Source organism: Pseudomonas sp. SJZ103, assembly GCF_007828335.1.
In the GTDB taxonomy this organism is placed as follows: domain Bacteria; phylum Pseudomonadota; class Gammaproteobacteria; order Pseudomonadales; family Pseudomonadaceae; genus Aquipseudomonas.
On record NZ_VIUN01000029.1, the window covers coordinates 1 to 17,313 of the forward strand.

14 protein-coding genes and 1 pseudogene are annotated in these 17,313 nt (G+C 55.9%); 13 read left to right on the forward strand and 2 right to left on the reverse strand.

Annotation, left to right across the window (positions count from 1 at the left end; all coding sequences use genetic code 11):
* Positions 1-1,026 (forward strand): DUF2254 domain-containing protein (locus FBY10_RS31140; protein ID WP_145338864.1); only part of this gene is annotated, 1,026 nt, incomplete at its 5' end.
* Positions 1,027-1,032: 6 nt separating this feature from the next.
* Here the strand turns inward: FBY10_RS31140 and FBY10_RS31145 are convergent.
* Positions 1,033-2,355: a chloride channel protein gene (locus tag FBY10_RS31145; protein ID WP_145338863.1), complete on the reverse strand. Its 1,323-nt coding sequence runs from the start codon at positions 2,353-2,355 to the stop codon at positions 1,033-1,035.
* A 408-nt stretch (positions 2,356-2,763) separates the two neighbouring features.
* Here FBY10_RS31145 and FBY10_RS31150 point away from each other — a divergent pair, with 408 nt between their 5' ends.
* The 3 genes and pseudogenes from FBY10_RS31150 to FBY10_RS31160 all read left to right on the forward strand — a co-directional run bounded on the left by FBY10_RS31150 (position 2,764) and on the right by FBY10_RS31160 (position 6,125).
* Entirely contained in the window at positions 2,764-3,444 is a 681-nt protein-coding gene (locus tag FBY10_RS31150; RefSeq protein WP_145338862.1) for a response regulator transcription factor, read from the forward strand.
* The gene (locus FBY10_RS31155; protein ID WP_145338861.1) at positions 3,422-4,834 is read left to right on the forward strand and encodes a HAMP domain-containing sensor histidine kinase; all 1,413 of its coding nucleotides are present in this window, start codon (positions 3,422-3,424) and stop codon (positions 4,832-4,834) included. Before FBY10_RS31150 ends, FBY10_RS31155 begins: the two co-directional genes overlap by 23 nt.
* Before the next feature lie 176 nt (positions 4,835-5,010).
* Positions 5,011-6,125: pseudogene (locus FBY10_RS31160) on the forward strand (D-alanyl-D-alanine carboxypeptidase family protein).
* 170 nt (positions 6,126-6,295) lie between these two features.
* Here the strand turns inward: FBY10_RS31160 and FBY10_RS31165 are convergent.
* Positions 6,296-7,225: a LysR substrate-binding domain-containing protein gene (locus FBY10_RS31165; RefSeq protein ID WP_145338860.1), complete on the reverse strand. Its 930-nt coding sequence runs from the start codon at positions 7,223-7,225 to the stop codon at positions 6,296-6,298.
* Positions 7,226-7,345: 120 nt separating this feature from the next.
* Here FBY10_RS31165 and FBY10_RS31170 point away from each other — a divergent pair, with 120 nt between their 5' ends.
* From FBY10_RS31170 to FBY10_RS31210, 9 genes are all read left to right on the forward strand, one after another.
* Positions 7,346-8,227: a fumarylacetoacetate hydrolase family protein gene (locus FBY10_RS31170; protein ID WP_145338859.1), complete on the forward strand. Its 882-nt coding sequence runs from the start codon at positions 7,346-7,348 to the stop codon at positions 8,225-8,227.
* Between the two features lie 37 nt (positions 8,228-8,264).
* Positions 8,265-8,834 carry a VOC family protein gene (locus FBY10_RS31175; protein WP_145338858.1) on the forward strand — a complete coding sequence of 190 codons (570 nt, stop codon included), beginning with the start codon at positions 8,265-8,267 and terminating at the stop codon, positions 8,832-8,834.
* On the forward strand, positions 8,827-10,422 hold the full coding sequence (locus FBY10_RS31180; RefSeq protein WP_218571062.1) for a bifunctional 3-(3-hydroxy-phenyl)propionate/3-hydroxycinnamic acid hydroxylase: 1,596 nt from the start codon (positions 8,827-8,829) through the stop codon (positions 10,420-10,422). Before FBY10_RS31175 ends, FBY10_RS31180 begins: the two co-directional genes overlap by 8 nt.
* 10 nt (positions 10,423-10,432) lie before the next feature.
* A complete protein-coding gene (locus FBY10_RS31185) occupies positions 10,433-11,365 on the forward strand; it encodes a 3-keto-5-aminohexanoate cleavage protein (RefSeq protein ID WP_145338856.1) in 933 nt (310 codons plus the stop codon).
* A 145-nt stretch (positions 11,366-11,510) separates the two neighbouring features.
* Positions 11,511-12,572, forward strand: coding sequence for an aromatic ring-hydroxylating dioxygenase subunit alpha (locus FBY10_RS31190; protein WP_145338855.1), 1,062 nt, complete (start codon positions 11,511-11,513; stop codon positions 12,570-12,572).
* 55 nt (positions 12,573-12,627) lie between these two features.
* Positions 12,628-13,191: a cupin domain-containing protein gene (locus tag FBY10_RS31195; protein WP_145338854.1), complete on the forward strand. Its 564-nt coding sequence runs from the start codon at positions 12,628-12,630 to the stop codon at positions 13,189-13,191.
* 42 nt (positions 13,192-13,233) lie between these two features.
* On the forward strand, positions 13,234-14,664 hold the full coding sequence (locus FBY10_RS31200) for an amidohydrolase family protein (protein WP_145338853.1): 1,431 nt from the start codon (positions 13,234-13,236) through the stop codon (positions 14,662-14,664).
* A 98-nt stretch (positions 14,665-14,762) separates the two neighbouring features.
* The gene (locus FBY10_RS31205; RefSeq protein ID WP_145338852.1) at positions 14,763-15,719 is read left to right on the forward strand and encodes a PDR/VanB family oxidoreductase; all 957 of its coding nucleotides are present in this window, start codon (positions 14,763-14,765) and stop codon (positions 15,717-15,719) included.
* A 378-nt stretch (positions 15,720-16,097) separates the two neighbouring features.
* Entirely contained in the window at positions 16,098-16,997 is a 900-nt protein-coding gene (locus FBY10_RS31210) for a transporter (protein ID WP_145338851.1), read from the forward strand.
* Positions 16,998-17,313: the final 316 nt, after the last annotated feature.

The window sequence follows — 17,313 nt, forward strand, 5'->3', positions numbered from 1 at the left end:
AGCGGTGTGACGCCCCGTGCCACCACCCTGGTGATGGAAGACACCACGACACAAAATGCCCTGGCCACCTTTATCGGCTCCTTCCTGTTCAGCCTGGTTGGGATCATTGCTCTGAGTACCGGCGCCTACGGTAAACAAGGGAGAGTTTTGCTATTCGCGGTAACCATTGTCGTGGTCATTCTGATTGTCTACACGCTGCTGCGCTGGATCGATCATTTGTCCAAGCTTGGACGGGTGGGAGAAACTATTGACCGTGTCGAGCAGGCAGCCATTGATGCCATTAACAATCGAGTCCAATGGCCGCATTTGGGGGCAGCCGCCTACCCTTGCGAGTCAATGATCCCCAATTCTGCGCTGATCATCACAAGCCTCCACACGGGGTACGTCCAGCATATTGACGTTCAGGCGCTGGGCGCGATCGCCAAAGCAGACGAGATACAGATATTTATGGACGTCTTGCCGGGAAGCTTTGTGCATGTCGGCATGCCGCTCGCGCGAATCGACAGTTTGAGCGAGGCGCGCGGGGAGGAACTGGCGTCGAGCAACGAAAAAATCATCGCTACCCTGGCTATCGGCGTGCGTCGAACGTTCGAACACGACCCCCGGTTCGGCTTGTCAGTGTTGTCTGAAATCGCCTCCCGCGCCTTGTCGCCGGCCGTCAATGACCCCGGCACCGCCATTGACGTCATTGGGCGCGGCGTCAGAAGCCTGACATGTTGGGGTACACCTAAAGAACCCGCCGCGAAAATCGACGCTGACTGCCAACACGTTTACCTGCGCGGTTTGACCGTGAATGACCTGTTCGATGACTTCTTCGCACCGATTGCCAGAGATGGCGCGGCTCTAGTGGAAATCGACCTGCGCCTCATGAAAGCCCTTGTAAGCCTGGCTCAGATAAACCCGGCGATGTTCAGGGGGGCCTGTACCCGGTACGCAGAACTGCTGCTCAAGCACGCGAACACTGCGCTTGTGCTCGAAGAGGACCGGCACAAGCTCAGAGCAGCGGCGCTACCGCTGCTGAACTGACCCAATCTACGTGTTGGCTTTTTGCGCGGCGGCGCCACTGCCGTCCGATTGCAGAAAGCCACGCGCCAACTGCTGATAGAGCTCGGGGCCCATCCTGGCACTGACTGCTTTGGCAATCAGTGCAACAGCCATCAGACTGATGACCATGCCATGGCTGTCGATCATCTCCATCACGATGATTGCAGAGGTGATCGGCGATTGCGTGACTGCTGCCAGAAACCCCACCATGCACAGTGCAATGATGGGCTGTGCCGTCAAGGCGAAGTATTCAGCGACATTGGTACCGACAGCGGCGCCTACCGCCAAAGAGGGGGCAAAAATACCGCCCGGTATGCCGGAAAAATAAGTCACAACGGTCGCAAGAAAACGCGTAATCGGCGCGTGCCACGGCAAACCAACCTCGGACACGATGATCTGGGAGGTGATCCCGTAACCGCTGCCAAAGGACATCCCACCGCTGAGCCAACCGAGAATCGCCACGATCATGCCGCAGCCACCTGCGAACCAGACTGGATGCAGGCGGCGCCATTCCCAGACGACAAAACTGCGATACCGCTGTGGCCATAGGAGCATCCGACTGAACAATCCCCCCATAACACCACAGCCAATACCAATCGCCAGTATCGGAAGAACGATATCGAGATTGGCCTCTTGTACGTCGAAGTGTCCGAAATAGTTGTAGTTGCCCTGCAAGGCTATCGCGACCATACCCGACAAAATGATCGTGCTGAGCAACACCCCGCTGGTGCGGGTTTCCAACTTGCGCCCCAGCTCCTCCACTGCAAAGGCCACACCGGCCAAGGGCGTGTTGAAGGCAGCAGCAATACCCGCCGCGCCACCGGCCAGGATGAGGTCTTCAGGGCGAATGATGCGTGCGTTGGGCAGGTAACGGTGAAAGAAATGCATGATCGAGGCGGCGACTTGCACCGAAGGGCCTTCACGCCCCGCTGAAAAACCACCGGTCAGGGCCAGAGTACCGAGTCCTATCTTGGCGAAGGCCAGACGCAACGATACCAACTTGTTCACAGGCTTGCCCTGGTGGGCCAATCGCGTAGCCGCGATCACCTGGGGAATACCGCTACCTTGAGCCCCTGTAAAAAAACGCGAAGTTATCCACACCACAAACATGCCGACCAGCGGCGTGTAGATAAACGGCAGCCACGGCCGGGCGGCGGCCTGTTGGGCGAACTGCATCAGCGCTAGGTCAGCCAAGCGGGCGAACATCACTACCAGCAACCCTGCCAGGGTAGCAGCGACCCAGAGTGTCACCCGAGTACGCCATCGGATCGAGGCAAAGCGACGACGTATCAGCAATATCGGTTTGATCACCCGAGCGGATTCCCGTTGTTGAGGTTCAATAACATGCAAAAACAAGATTAACGGGTTAAACGGTCACGTCCAACCGACAGTGACCAGATAACTATAGCTATTCACTCCCGGCTCAGGCAGGAGCCCCACCACGTCGATTTTGTTTTGTGAGTAAGCCAATTTGTGTGGGCGCATACCAAGGCGAATGTCAGCAAGAAGAAAGCCATATAGGTTGTCACTATTTACCCTCATGTCAATCAGCTCGTTCGGCTGTTATTACGAATATATCCGTGCAGGCGAGATGACCGGGTTAAGGTGGGTTAAGAAATAGTTAGTATTCGCGCGCAACTTGGAGCAATAAGGTTCGCTTGCACTGGATGTCGGCATTGAGTCGGGAGCGCTGAAAAACACGCACGAATGGAGGAAATTATGAGTAATGCGTTGGTCATTGAAGATGATCAGGTGACGGCCGAAATCATTGTCGCTGAACTCCAACGCCACGGTTTCAGCTCAAAGTGGGCTGCCACTGGACGCGACGGACTGGCCTTGGCGATTGCGGGCGGCTACGACGCGATTACGCTGGATCGCATGTTGCCGGACTTTGACGGGCTGACGATTGTCAGCACCTTGCGCAGTCTTGGGATTCAGACGCCGGTCCTGATGATCAGCGCTCTTTCGGACGTGGATGAGCGCGTTATGGGACTTCGTGCGGGCGGCGATGACTACCTGACCAAGCCCTTTTCGGCCGTCGAGATGATCGCGCGCCTTGACGCATTGCTCAGACGCACCGCCGCAGACCCCAGCAACCCACACCTCAGTTGCGGCAACCTGCGACTGGACTTAGTGGAGCACAAGCTGACGCGCAATGACGAAGACATCCAGTTGCTGCCCACCGAGTTCAAACTGCTCAACTTCCTGATTCGCAGTGCCGGCCAACTGGTCACTCGTACCATGCTGTTTGAAGGCGTCTGGGGCTATCACTTCGATCCCGGGACAAACATCATTGATGTGCACATCGGACGACTGCGTAAAAAGCTGGAAAGCGACAAAGATTCACCTGTGATCCATACAATACGCGGTGCCGGCTATGTCCTCGCCACCAAAAAATGAGGAATGGCGCTCGTCCGGTAGTCGCTTGATCGGGTTTTACGCGGTGTTCTTCGTCGCCTGGGGAGCACTCTTCACCGGTGTGCTGTACTGGGAAATCTCCCACTATCTGGGCACGGTTGCCGAGCGTACGTTGTTGCAACGCGCCCATTACTATCAAAAGGTCGACGACTCGAACCTGCTTGCTGAGTTAGCGGCGAGTGAGGCTTACTCGACCCCCGGGATCGACGCCTACGGTTTATTTGCACCCGATGGCACCCATGTCGCCGGCGACCTGCTGAAACTGCGCTCCAACCTACCCGACGACGGCCAGGTTCACTACCTTGAGCGCGGCCTGAGCATTGCGTTACCCAGCACCGAAACCCGGAGCAGCTATGCGTTGCTGGCACGGCGCCCTGACGGACATATCCTGATTTTGGCACGTGACGGCGGGTCGATTTCCGCCGTGGGTGGCATTATTGAGCAGGCCCTGATGTGGGGGTTTTCATTAACCCTTATCCCCGGTTTGATTGGCTGGCGCTTACTGCGACGTCGCCCATTGCGTCGTGTCAAACGCCTGCAGCTGTGTACCGAAAGTATCGTTTCGGGCAACTTGGCTGAGCGTTTGCCGTTGTCAGCACGCCGCGATGAACTGGATATGCTGGCCAACGCCGTGAATACGATGCTCGATCACATAGAGCAGTTGATGTATGAGGTGAAAAGCGTCTGCGACGGTATTGCCCACGATTTGCGCACACCCTTGACACGCTTACGCGCACGGCTCTATCAGCTCCAGCAGTTACCGCTGGCCCTAGAACATAAGCAGACCTTGAATCAGGCGTTTGAGGAGAGCGAGTCGATCATGGTGCGCTTTCAGGGACTGCTGCGGGTAGCTGAGCTTGAGGATATTCGTCGCCGCTCTGCCTTTGCGCACTTCCCGATCATGACGTTGTTGAAACAGGCGCATGAGTTTTACGAGCCGATGGCACTGGACCGAGCCCAAACGCTTTCGCTGGACATTCCCAGCGATTGCCAGGTGTATGGCGACTCTTCGTTACTGTTCGAAGCGCTGGTCAATCTGCTCGATAACGCCATTAAATTTACCCCGGTGGGCGGCCATATCGAATTGCGGGGGAGCATCAAGGACTCAACTGTCATTATTGAAGTAGTGGACGGTAGTACCGGCATCCCTGAAGCGGACCGTACGCATGTCATTCGCCGGCTCTATCGCGGCGAGGGAAGCCAGATAAACCCAGGCCACGGCTTAGGCCTGTCGTTAGTCGCCGCCATCGTGAAATTGCACGGATACACACTGGATATCCACCCCGGTGCCTCGGGCAGGGGAACACGGGTATTGATTCACTGCCCGATGTTCAGCGGTCAAGCCACGGATCGATCTGTACCTGAACATTAAATTTAACATACTGGTTAATTTGAGCGCCTCGGCGCCCAGGCCTAGTTTGGCAGCACATATTGCTGACCCAAGGCCTTTTGCTTGTGAGATATCTGTTGTTCCTGCGTGTCTTAACCGTGCTCTGTGTAACACCACCGCTTCTTTGGGCGAATGCCGCTCTGGCTGCCAACGCGACCATGGGGACAATGATCCCCGCTGCGCCGAAGCTAGGAGCCGAAGCCTGGATACTCATAGACGCGAAAACGAACGGGGCATTACCAGCCACAACAGTGATGCACGGCTACCACCGGCCAGCCTGACTAAGTTAATGACTGCGTACATCACGACGCATGAACTTAAGTCTGGCCTGATAAGCGCAAATGATGAGGTCGTCGTAAGCGAAAATGCCTGGCGTACAGGTGGCTCACGGATGTTTCTCAAGCCCGGCAGCTCTGCTTCGGTTCACGATTTGCTAAGCGGCGTGATCATCGACTCAGGCAATGACGCGAGCGTTGCGCTGGCCGAACATATCACTGGAAGCGAAGCCGGGTTTGTCGGGATGATGAACTCAACCGCTTCAACACTGGGAATGCTCAACACCCACTTTATGAACGCCACCGGTCTACAGGACCCGGAGCACTATTCTTCCGCACGTGACATGGCGACCCTGGCTCGAAAACTCATCAACGAAGGGACCACCTACTACCCTCTTTACGCCAAGAAAACCTTCACCTGGAACGGCATTCAGCAATCCAACCGCAACGCGCTTTTATGGCGTAACTCCACCTATAACGGCTTGAAGACCGGGCACACAGAGGCTGCGGGCTACTGCTTGGTCGCCTCCTCACAGCAGGATGGGCAACGTTTGATCAGCGCAGTTCTGGGCGCCAGTAGCGCCCATAAGCGTACGGCAGAAACAGAGAAACTGATGGGTTACGGCTTTCGCTTTTACGACACCCAAACCTATAAGAAAGGTGGCGAAGTACTCTCGCAGGTCGCGCTCTGGAAAGGCATACAACCCTACGTGAATGTAGGCTTGCTTGAAGACATGACCCTCACGCTGCCCAAGAATAAAAATCGTGACGTCGAGATGCGCCTGGCGTTTGATGGCCCCATCGAAGCCCCTATCACGGCAGGCACGGTCGTCGGAAGACTCGACCTGTTCGATGCCGGGTACAAGCTAGGGAGTCGGCCATTGGTGGTCCTTGTGGACGCAGAGCAAGGTCATTGGTGGCGACGCTGGTGGGATACCGTGCATTTATTTTTTACCCAGACGGTCCGCATCTGGTTCGATGAAGCCCAGGTAACGTGAATAGTGAGGAGAAGGTCATGAACTCCGATGATCTACGCAAAGAACTTGCGCTATCAAAATTCTTCGAAGGGGACTCATCCCTCAATAATGCTGTTCAGGGGCTCAGTCAGGCACGCTCGAATACCAGACTTGGCTGTCGTGCCAGCTTCAATTGAAGCACGACCAGAAAGTCAGCGTAATGGCGCGCCCTGCCAAACTCTTTCCCTTGAATAAAATTCGGCTTCTCGCCGAAACGCCATCGCGAGCGCCTCTGCAGCCGGGGTGAGAGGCATGCCTGGACGCCGAATAATGCACGTCGGTGGCCCCTCTACAGGCTCATTTATTTGCAACCGCATTAAGATCTGCTGCGTCAAAGGCGATTCCACCCACTGTGTTGGCAGGAAGGCAATCGCATCGCTGCTGGCCAACAGGCAGAGCAGCGCAATCAGCGATTCACAGCGCACTGAAATTGCGGGAACACGTAGACCGTATTGCGCGAAGATTTCACTGAATTCTGCGTCGCGTGGACCTACCGCCCCCGTCACGATCCATTTTGCATCGAGCAGTTCGCGCAGTGACTGCGAGCTTCTAAGTGGATGATTGCGCCGCGCGACGACACAACGCGTATTCGCGAATAACTGTTCCACGGCAAACTCGTCAGGCGCAAATGATGCGGGCATCGGCCCCACGGCGAAGTCGAGCGTGCCATCACGAATACCGCGTTGGATGATGGGAAAGGTACCTTCCATCACTTTTACAACTGCATCTGGAAATTGCTTGCGGAAGTGGTCCAGCGCCGCACTTAAAAACATTAGTGACGCAACACTGGACGCGGCCATGGTCACGCTGCCTCCCGTAGCGCCGCGCAATTGATCCAGTTCTTCTCGGCCGCGTTCCAACTCCCTCATTGCCGCCTCCGCCCGAGCAAGAAATGCGACCCCGTAAGCATTCAGCGTCGAGCCGCGGGCCGTGCGTTCAAAGAGCGGTGTGCCTAACTCCTCCTCAAGACCCTGGATGCTCTTGGATAGCGCGGGTTGGGTTAGCTGCAATTCACGCGAAGCCGCGCGAATACCACCTGAATGCGCTACGGAAACGAAATCGCGAAGCTGATGCAGTTTCATAGGAGTTCCCAACCCGAGAATTAGTCGACGTGATAACCATTGGTAATCAGGACGGCGATTTTACTATCTTTGTGTCATTCCCCGAAACACATACGTTTGGACCACGTCAGAGGGGATTACATGAAACTCATCAGTTTTGAGCACAACGGCAGGACAGGATTTGGCGCTGTCGTCGGCGAACGGGTCTACGACCTGACCGGCAAGGTAGGCAGTGCCCGTACTCTGCGCGAGTTGTTGGCAGTCGATGGCTTGGCTGAGGCTTCCCGCCTCGTACAAGCGGGGAAGGCGGATTTTGCTATTGCCGAATGCACACTGCTGCCGGTCATACCCGACGCCGGCAAAATTATTTGCCTTGGCTTGAATTTTAAAGCCCATGCGGAAGAAGTGGGCAAGCCGGTGCCAGCGCAGCCGGTGATCTTCCACCGTCACGCGCAAACGCTAAATGCCCATGGTCGTCCCTTGTTGCGACCCCTGGTCTCCGAGCAATTCGATTACGAAGGTGAACTGGCCGTCGTTATTGGCAAGGGCGGGGGACACATTGCGGAGGATCAGGCGATGGACCACGTAGCGGGCTATGCGTGTTTCAACGAGGCTAGTGTGAGGGATTGGCAGAAGCATTCGCACCTTTATGGCATGGGCAAGAATTTTCGGTCCAGCGGCGCATTTGGCCCGTGGCTTGTGACCCGAGACGAGATCGCCGACCCGTCTGCGCTGCATGTCCACACCCGGGTCAATGGCGAGCAAGTTCAATCTTTTTCACTCAGCGACATGATCTTCACCATCCCGCAACTGATCGCGTATGTCTCTCGTGCTATCGACTGGATGCCCGGTGACGTGCTCGTGACCGGCACGGCCTCGGGTGTCGGATTGTTCCGCAATCCACCGTATTTTCTACGCGACGGAGATTTAGTGGAAATCGACATTCCGGGGATCGGCACCCTGATCAATCCGGTAATAGATGAAACCGCGTCGAGCGACATCAAGCCCCTCAAACACATATGAGCGTTGCTCCCTAAAACCCTGCATAAGAGGCACTACTATGCCCATCCTCCCCCCAACCAGATTTGAACACTTTGGCGTCAATGCGATTGACATCGAGAAACTGGAGGCCTTCTACGTCAGCTTTTTCGGGTTCCTGCCCAGTGATCGCGGTGTTCGATTCAACGGTCAAAAAATCGTATTCCTGACTAAAAGTGGCGAAGATCATCACCAGTTTGTCCTCATTGAAGGACGGCCCGCTGATGCCATCTACAACCCGATCAACCAGATTTCCTTCGGTGTTCAAAGCCTGGATGACTTGCGCCTGTGTTTTCGTCGGCTTAGCGAATCCGGCATAGAGGACATGCTGCAGATTGACCACGGCAATGCTTGGTCTCTCTACCTCAAGGACCCCGAGGGAAATCCGTTGGAGTTGTTCGTCGATAGCCCTTGGTACACCCCGCAGCCTTGCCGCGGTGAGCTCGACTTGATGCAGACCAATGAGGAGATTCTGGCGAAAACTGAAGCACTGTGCCGCTCACTCCCAGGCTTTGCCACTCAGGAACAGTGGCGTGAAGGCATGCGCAGTCGGTTAGCGAGTGCCGCGCAGGCGGATGCACACCATGTATGACGTCGCTATTGTGGGTTTCGGACCATCGGGCGCAGTGGCGGCCAATTTGCTTGGCCGTGCCGGACTGAAGACACTGGTTCTGGATCGGCTCGATACGGTTTACGACAAGCCGCGAGCTATCGCCCTTGACCACGAGATCATGCGCGTATTCCAGGAAATTGGTGTGGTGGAAGCGGTCCTGCCGCACGTGGCTCCCTATCCGGCGTCTGAATATCGAGGCGTGCGCGGGCCTATCATCAAGAGGCTCGACGCAGCACCGCCTCCGTTCGTGATGGGTTGGCCACCCAACCTATCGTTCACCCAGCCCCCCGTGGAAGAAGCGCTGCGAGCTAAGGCCTTTCGGCATGACAGTGTGACCGTTCGGCTGGGGTGTGAGGTCACTGCAATCTCGCAACACGCGCAGCATGTATCGCTCGACGTCCGCAGCAAGGACGGTAGCGGTATAGAACAAGCTCGCTTTGTACTGGGTTGTGATGGCGCTAACAGCACAGTGCGGCGGCTCTGCGGAATGCTGTTGGACGACCTCGACTTTGACGAGCCCTGGCTGGTTGTCGATGTCAAGGTGGAGCCGGCAGCACTGGCCGAGCTCCCCGACGTAAACGTGCAATATTGCGAACCAAATCGCCCAGCCACGTACGTCGTCGGACCCGGTAACCACCGACGCTGGGAGATCATGCTGCATGAGGACGAGGACCCGGCATTGATGGTTCAGGATGCTAATGTGTGGAAACTCCTCGAACGCTGGATTAAGCCAGGACAGGCGACGTTGTGGCGTAGTTCTGCATACCGTTTCCATGCCTTGGTGGCACAGACCTGGCGCCAGGATCGAGTGTTCCTGGCGGGTGACGCAGCTCATCAGCAACCCCCGTTCTTGGGTCAAGGTATGTGCCAAGGTGTTCGTGACGTCGTGAACGTGGTGTGGAAGCTGGTCCAGGTACTGCAAGGTGGCGCCGCGTCTGATTTGCTCGACACTTATCAGCTCGAGCGCAGTGCTCATGTGCAACGTCTGACCCAAATCATCAAATCACTGGGCCGCTTTATCTGCGAACGCGACGAGCAGAAGGCTTTGGACCGAGACGAAAAACTCATCAGCGAGATGGGCGGCACGTTACGTACGACGTTACGCCAGGATCTGATGCCGCCACTGGAGCAAGGTTTTTTGTCTGTGTCGCCTCATTCGGCGCGCGGCACGCTATTTCCACAGCCGCGCCAAACCGGTGATGGCGCTTTACTCGATGATGTCGCTGGCACGGGCTTTCGCCTGTTTGTCTCGCAATCAGTATCGGCCGCGCAATTGATAGCCGTTCGGGCGTCGGCTGCGCACATCAATCTACGTATCGTGCGCGTGGCAAATCGTGTCGGTAATGCTGTGCCGTCAGATGTGCCGTCAGTGGAACAAGAGTGCTGTTTCATCGAACGCGATGGCGTGGTAGGCGCGTGGTTCGCCCGACACCAATGCGTTGCTGCCTTGGTACGGCCGGACCACTACGTCTTCGGTGTTGCTCAGGACGGCGAACGTCTGCCGGCACTCTTTGATGAAATCGTTAGCCGGTTGCGTGCCGATGAGTCGCATCGGGCCATCGCTTAGAGGAATCCTCATGTCGAACAAAGTCATTATCAGCTGCGCGGTTACCGGCGCGATCCATACGCCAACGATGTCCGAATACCTGCCGATCACGCCCGAACAGATCATCGCCCAATCGGTGGCGGCGGCAGAAGCCGGGGCGGCTATCTTGCATCTGCATGCGCGGGATCCTCGTGATGGACGCCCCTCGGCGGACCCGGCGATTTTCCGGCAATTCGTGCCGGAGATCATGGCCCGGACGAACGCAGTGGTGAACATTACGACCGGCGGCAGTACCAACATGACGCTGGAAGAACGACTTGCCTTCCCGCTGCTGGTCAAGCCCGAAATGGCGTCGCTCAATATGGGGTCGATGAACTTCTCTATTCATCCGGCCGCCACGAAAATCAAACACTGGCGCTACGAATGGGAGCGGCCCTACGTCGAGGGCACTGAAGACATCATCTTCCGCAACACCTTTCGCGACATCAAACGCATTTTGCTGGAGCTGGGCGAGGGATGCGGCACTCGTTTCGAATTCGAGTGCTATGACATCGGCCATCTCTACAACTTGGCGCATTTTGTTGAGCAAGGGTTGGTAAAGCCGCCGCTGTTCATCCAGTCGATCTTTGGAATTCTGGGCGGCATGGGCCCGCACCCGGAGAATCTGGCAATGATGCGCAACACTGCCGACCGTCTGTTCGGACGCGAAAACTACCACTGGTCCATTTTGGGTGCCGGACGTCATCAGATGCCGCTGCTGACAGTCGGCGCCATCATGGGCGCGAATGTCCGGGTTGGATTGGAGGACAGTCTATTCCTTGGCAAAGGCCAACTGGCGACCTCCAACGCCGAGCAAGTGCACAAGATCAAACGCATCCTTGCCGAATTGTCGCTGGAAGTGGCTACGCCTGACGAGGCGCGTGCGATGCTCGGTTTGAAGGGGCCAGAACAGGTCATGTTATAGCTGCGAGTACAGCGTGCGTGAGCGGCTGAAGCAGATGCAGTCGCGTTGATCAAAGCCTTCAGCTCGGCGGTGTCAATCGTTCACTGGGCAATAGCACGACGTTCCCGGCAGCGCGACGCAGTTTCATTAATGTTGGAGAAATAACATGGCATTTCTACAGAATCGTTGGTACATGGCAGGATGGAGCGACGAGTTCAGCTCCACGACGTTGATAGCGCGCACTTTAGTTGGCTGGCCTCTGGTTCTGTTCCGAAACGAGGAGGGCGAAGTGTGTGCACTGCATGACCGTTGCCCGCATCGCTTCGCACCCTTGCACCTCGGTACCCTTGCTGGGGCCGGCCGTGTGCAGTGCGCCTACCATGGCCTGGAATTCGACGGCACCGGTCGCTGCGTCCATAACCCGCATGGCGATGGGCGTATTCCAGCGGCGGCGGTAGTGCGTTCGTTCCCTGTTCAAGAACGCCACGGCATGGTCTGGTTCTGGCCGGGGAGCCCGGAACTGGCCGATTTGCAGGCACTACCCGACTACAGCTGTATTGATGAAGAGCTCTGTCATGTAAGCCGTGGCCACCAGCATGTGAAGGCCAACTATGTGCTGGAATCGGACAACATCCTCGATCTGAGTCATGTGCAGTTTCTGCATCCAGGCACTCTGGGCAGCGGCGCAGTTAGTGCTGCGAAAGCTGAGGTCAGTCAGGAGGGCGAAACGGTGCATTGCGTCCGTAGGGTCCAGTCTGAAGATCCAATGCCCTTCGTGCGTATGCATTTCCAATTGGCGCAAGGTCAACTCGCTGACCGCTGGATGGATGTTCGCTGGGATCCGCCTGCATCAATGCTGCTGACGGTCACTGTCGCCCAGGCCGGACATCCGCGTGATACAGGACGCACCATACGGATCCCGCACGTGTTCACCCCGGAAAGCGAGAGCACCACGCATTACTTTTTTGCCTCGTGCTTTGAGAAACGCACCTACCCAGATGGCGCCGATCGTGCGCAACGCCACCTGGAAGGGCTGCTGACCCCGTTCCTCACTGAAGATGCGCCAATGCTCGAAGCGCAGCAGCAAGTCATCGGAGATGCTGACTTCTGGTCACTCAAACCAGTGCTGTTAGTGGGCGATGCGGCAGCTGTGCGTGCCCGGCGGGTGCTCGACGGTTTGTTGCTGAAGGAGAGGGAAGCACACCACATACCAGTTACTTCCATTTAACCCACGGACGCATCTGCTCATCAGGTTCGAGCCATCCACCTTAGGAAAGATCAACATGAACCACACTGAAACATCTTCTATCGTTCCGCGGGTTGCCGCCGTGCGACGCATCATTACCGGACATAACGCTCAAGGTCGCGCCGTCGTCGTCAGCGATGAGGCGTCGCCCCATGTTGACGTACTCTTGGGTATCGCTACGTTGGCTACCACAGAACTGTGGACGACCCAGGTTCCCGCAGACAACGTAGCGCTGGGCGATCCGGTAACACTGCCCCACCGTATCGCGCCTCCGGCAGGCGGCTCGGTATTTCGTGTTGTCGAATTCCCGCCTGATCGGGACTGGAAAGGAGCGCTGCGTGCCGGCCAGAAACTGATCGACACCGGTGACAGCAATCAGTCGAGCAACCCGATGCTGCATCGGACCAAATCGGTCGACTTCGTGGTGGTTATCGCGGGCGAGATTCACTGTGTTCTTGACGAAGGCGAGGTCGTGATGCGGGCGGGCGACGTGATGGTACAGCGTGGGACCAACCATGCTTGGGAAAACCGCTCAGAGCAACCTTGCCGGGTCGCGTTTGTACTGATCGATGCGGCACCGATACCGGGTTTGGACGCTTAACCACCAACAGCCTGTAAAAAAATAACAATGTGAGAATAACTCATGGCTACTAGCACACTGATCAAAAACGCCTGGATAGTGACTAACGATGCTCACCTGGGGGATATCAAAGACGGATCCTTGCTGATCGAAGGTACTTTGATCACCGCGGTCGGCGGCGACATCGTTGCACCTCCCGATTGCGAGGTCATCGACGGCACCGGGATGATTGTCATCCCCGGCCTGATCGACATGCACAAGCACCTGTGGCAAGGGGCGCTGCGCGGCATCTGCGGTGACATGACCCTGCTCGGTTATTTGCACATGGTCAGGCAGAAGTTCCTGGCCGTCTACCAACCGGAAGACACCCGTCTGGGCTCCTACGCCTCGGCCGTGGAAATGATCAGCGGTGGCGTGACTTCGGTGTTCGATCACTCCCATTGCATCATTACTCCCGAGCATGCGGATGCCACGGTGGAAGGCGTCAAGGCAGCAGGTATTCGAGGGATATGGGGTTATGGCTATTGCCCTGTCTATGAAAGCGACGGCTTCGCGACGCACTCCAGTCGATTGAGCGATGCACGGCGCGTTCTCGATCAGCATTTCGGCGCCAACGACGGCCTGCTGCGCATGGGCATCGCCATTACTGAACAGGGCATGCTGCCGTTTGAGCAAACCGAGGCTGAGATCCGATCGGCACTGGACATGAACCTCAAGTGGACCGGCCACACCGCCTGCGGCATCGGTACGGCGCCGATCAGCCGCGGCGCGCAGAAGCTGTTTGGGAAAGGGCTGATTGATTCACGCGCGATCCTCTCGCATTGCAATGAGTTCGGTTACAGCGACTTCATGATGATGCAGGAGGCTGGTGCGCATTTCGCGAGTTCGCCCGATACCGAGCTCTATATGGGGATCAACAAACCTGTCAACTACCTCGATGCTGTCACCTCTGGCGTCAACATCTCCCTGGGCACCGATACGGTGTCATGCATGACGGGTGACATGTTCGCGATCATGCGAATGGCCTTGGTTTTTGCTCGGCATCAAGTCAATGGAGCCACTGCTGGAGCGATGACCGCGATCACCGAGCAGCAAGTCAGCTCCCGCGACATTTTTCGCTGGGCCACAATCAACGGTGCGAAAGCCATGGGCATCGACCACCTTGTTGGCAGTCTAGTGCCAGGTAAGCGGGCTGACGTGGTCTTGGTCAATGCCACGCACTTGAACTTGATGCCGGTGACTGATCCGGTCAATTCGTTGGTCCTTGCGGGACATGCCGCTAACGTAGACACGGTGTTTATCGACGGCAAAATCCGCAAGCGTGGCGGGGTGCTGGTTGACGTGGACATGAACAAGTTGGTCAAAGACGTGGCCCATTCACAACAGGCATTGTCTGGTCGTGTTCCCGACACGCGCGAAGAAACACGGCCAGAGATACTGGACCAGGACGTGGAGCGCTGGGCGGACCGTCTGACCGAGGTCTCGGCGAAGTAATCCTGCGCCTTTCGGTGAAGCGCGCCACGAGTTCGCTGGCGCAAGCGGCTATTGCCGAACGTGCCCACAGGTATCGTCCGTGAATTATGAGGTTTGCCATGAGCTTGATAACAACAAGAGTAACCGCGATCAGGGACGAAGCGATCGATGTACGTTCGTTCGAACTGCGAAGCGCAGGACCGGAGGCTTTGCCGCCGTTCACTGCCGGTGCCCACATAGACGTGCATCTTGCGTCGGGCCTTATCCGTCAGTATTCGCTGTGGAATTCCCCTACGGAACGTGATGTGTACCGCATTGCAGTGAAGCGGGAACTGAAATCTCGCGGTGGTTCGTCAGCCATGCACGACAATGTCCGGGCCGGCGACACGCTTCAGATTGGTGCTCCACGCAACAACTTTGGAATCGTCCGTGGGGACGGTCCCGTGTTGCTGCTCGCCGGCGGCATTGGGATCACGCCATTGCTGTCGATGGCGCATGCCCTGCGCGATGCGGGGCGGCCATGTGCGCTGCACTACTTCACCCGTTCACCGGCCCATGCCGCGTTTTACGATCAACTGTCCGGGCCGGACTTTCATGATATTTGCCACCTCCATCACGAAAATGATCCGGAGCGGCTGCGACAGCTTCTGAGCACTCTACTTGGAGCGCGCACCCAAGACGCAGATCTGTATGTTTGCGGTCCGCGTCCGTTCATGGACCTGGTGCAATCCGTGGCCGCCACGAATTGGCCAGCCGACGCAGTGCACCGCGAATATTTTGGGGCCGACCCAACTCAGCTTGCCGGCGGCCGAGAATTTCGCCTGCGTCTCGCGCGCAGCGGCCACAGCACCGTTGTCGGCCCCGGCGAAAGCATCATCACCAGCCTCGCCGCACTCGGTGTCGAGGTACCCACCAGTTGCGAACAAGGTGTCTGCGGCACCTGCTTGACTGCCGTGCTGGAAGGTGTACCCGATCACCGCGACGACTATCTGACAGACGATGAAAAAAAGCTCAGCAATATGATGTGTGTATGCGTGTCACGCGCACTCAGCGACGAGTTGGTGCTGGACATCTAGTTCTGAATTTTTCGAAGATATCAATCAACAGTGGTGCTCTCAGGGAGAGGCTATCGCTGGAGTAAATTTACTCAAGGAAGTTAGAATTTGGCGTTAAATTGGCACATGTGATTAGTTATTGATTTGAAGGACTAGTTGGGTGGTTTTTGAGGTGGGCTCATTTATCGCATTATTTTTTTGGAAAACTGATCTATGGAGAAGCACTTGCGCTCAATAATTTTGAACGTCAATTTGCTCGCCAAAATTTCAATTTTAAAATTGTATATTAAGAGGCGCGGGCCGGTATAAAGAACTCAATGTATCCGTTGCGGTTGATGCAGGTGTTTGGGCAAAAGTGGTAGAACACTCAATATTAATAATAATAAATGGAGAATACCGATGAAATTAATTAGCCTTTATGTAAAATCGCTGGTGATGGGTTGTGTCGTTTGCTTGCCGAGTCTTGATGTTAATGCGACAGAGCAAGGTAATCTCTCCTACCCACTGGGGGTGAGTACGGTATTGGGTGGACTGTATCCAAAGCCTGGCGAAACCTGGCTCATGAATTATACCCAGGTTTATAGAGCCAACACTTTCGCTGATGGCAACGGGCGTAATTCTGTACCAGGTTTTAAGGCTGATATCGTTGCGGATGCGATGCGATTCAACCATAGCTGGAACATTGATATAGGGATGTTTGGTGTTTCTAGCGTGGTGACCATTCCGATCGTTCACATCAGTATCGGTACCGATTTCGGGAGTGCAAGGAATACGGGAGTTGCGAACGTAGATATTGAACCTATTAACCTGACATGGGGGGCGGCGGACCATAGTATTTCTGGATATACCGGCGTGGCAATATATGTTCCTACGGGTAGTGATGTTTCAAATAACTACTATAGTTTTGTTCCTCTCTCAATGGTGACTTGGTTCCCTACACCGAAAGTCGAGATCTCGGGCGGCGTAGGAGTCGAATTTCACACAAAAAATAGAGATACAAACTACGATTCTGGAACAGTCGGATTCATCGAGTATGGGGTGAGTTATTATGCGTTTGACTCAATGCCAAAGTTATCTATCGGCCTTGGTGGTTATGCGACCAAACAAATTTCTGACGACAAACTTGAGGGCGAGACGGTCGGCGATGGATTTCGCCAGCAGATTATGGCGGCAGGGCCTCATATCACTTATGGGGATTCCAAAGGTGGCGTTACTGCAAAGTGGCTGCATGAGTTTGCGGGGGAAAATCGACCTGTAGGCGATCGTTTTTATGTTCAGTTTGTCCTGCCGTTTGATTAATTTAAATTAGTATTGACGATATTTGCGGGCGTGCCGCAGTAGGTTCTGGGTTCTAGGGGACGAAGTTCGACGCCGGGTTTCTGGCTGCACTACTAGCAAACTGTACGGCGTCGTGAAGTAAGCCAGAGTAGCCCTTTACGAGAATACCGAGCTTTACACTCTTTGTTGGCGCCAATGCCGAGTTGCCGAGATTTCACTGACCCAGCCTGAATCGTTGTAACTCATTGTCTGTGCTGGATTTTTTCAGGCTTGGAGATCGGGCAGTCTTGCGTCGGCAACTGGGTCAATCCAGGCACAGCGCAAACATTACAGCTGA

Bases quoted from the DNA above. Each gene is read 5' to 3' on its own strand.
- FBY10_RS31150 (WP_145338862.1), top strand. From the start codon at position 2,764: ATGAGTAATGCGTTGGTCATTGAAGATGATCAGGTGACGGCCGAAATC.
- FBY10_RS31200 (WP_145338853.1), top strand. From the start codon at position 13,234: ATGGCTACTAGCACACTGATCAAAAACGCCTGGATAGTGACTAACGAT.
- FBY10_RS31165 (WP_145338860.1), bottom strand. From the start codon at position 7,225: ATGAAACTGCATCAGCTTCGCGATTTCGTTTCCGTAGCGCATTCAGGT.
- FBY10_RS31185 (WP_145338856.1), top strand. From the start codon at position 10,433: ATGTCGAACAAAGTCATTATCAGCTGCGCGGTTACCGGCGCGATCCAT.
- FBY10_RS31170 (WP_145338859.1), top strand. From the start codon at position 7,346: ATGAAACTCATCAGTTTTGAGCACAACGGCAGGACAGGATTTGGCGCT.
- FBY10_RS31205 (WP_145338852.1), top strand. From the start codon at position 14,763: ATGAGCTTGATAACAACAAGAGTAACCGCGATCAGGGACGAAGCGATC.
- FBY10_RS31190 (WP_145338855.1), top strand. From the start codon at position 11,511: ATGGCATTTCTACAGAATCGTTGGTACATGGCAGGATGGAGCGACGAG.
- FBY10_RS31155 (WP_145338861.1), top strand. From the start codon at position 3,422: ATGTCCTCGCCACCAAAAAATGAGGAATGGCGCTCGTCCGGTAGTCGC.
- FBY10_RS31175 (WP_145338858.1), top strand. From the start codon at position 8,265: ATGCCCATCCTCCCCCCAACCAGATTTGAACACTTTGGCGTCAATGCG.
- FBY10_RS31180 (WP_218571062.1), top strand. From the start codon at position 8,827: ATGTATGACGTCGCTATTGTGGGTTTCGGACCATCGGGCGCAGTGGCG.
- FBY10_RS31195 (WP_145338854.1), top strand. From the start codon at position 12,628: ATGAACCACACTGAAACATCTTCTATCGTTCCGCGGGTTGCCGCCGTG.
- FBY10_RS31210 (WP_145338851.1), top strand. From the start codon at position 16,098: ATGAAATTAATTAGCCTTTATGTAAAATCGCTGGTGATGGGTTGTGTC.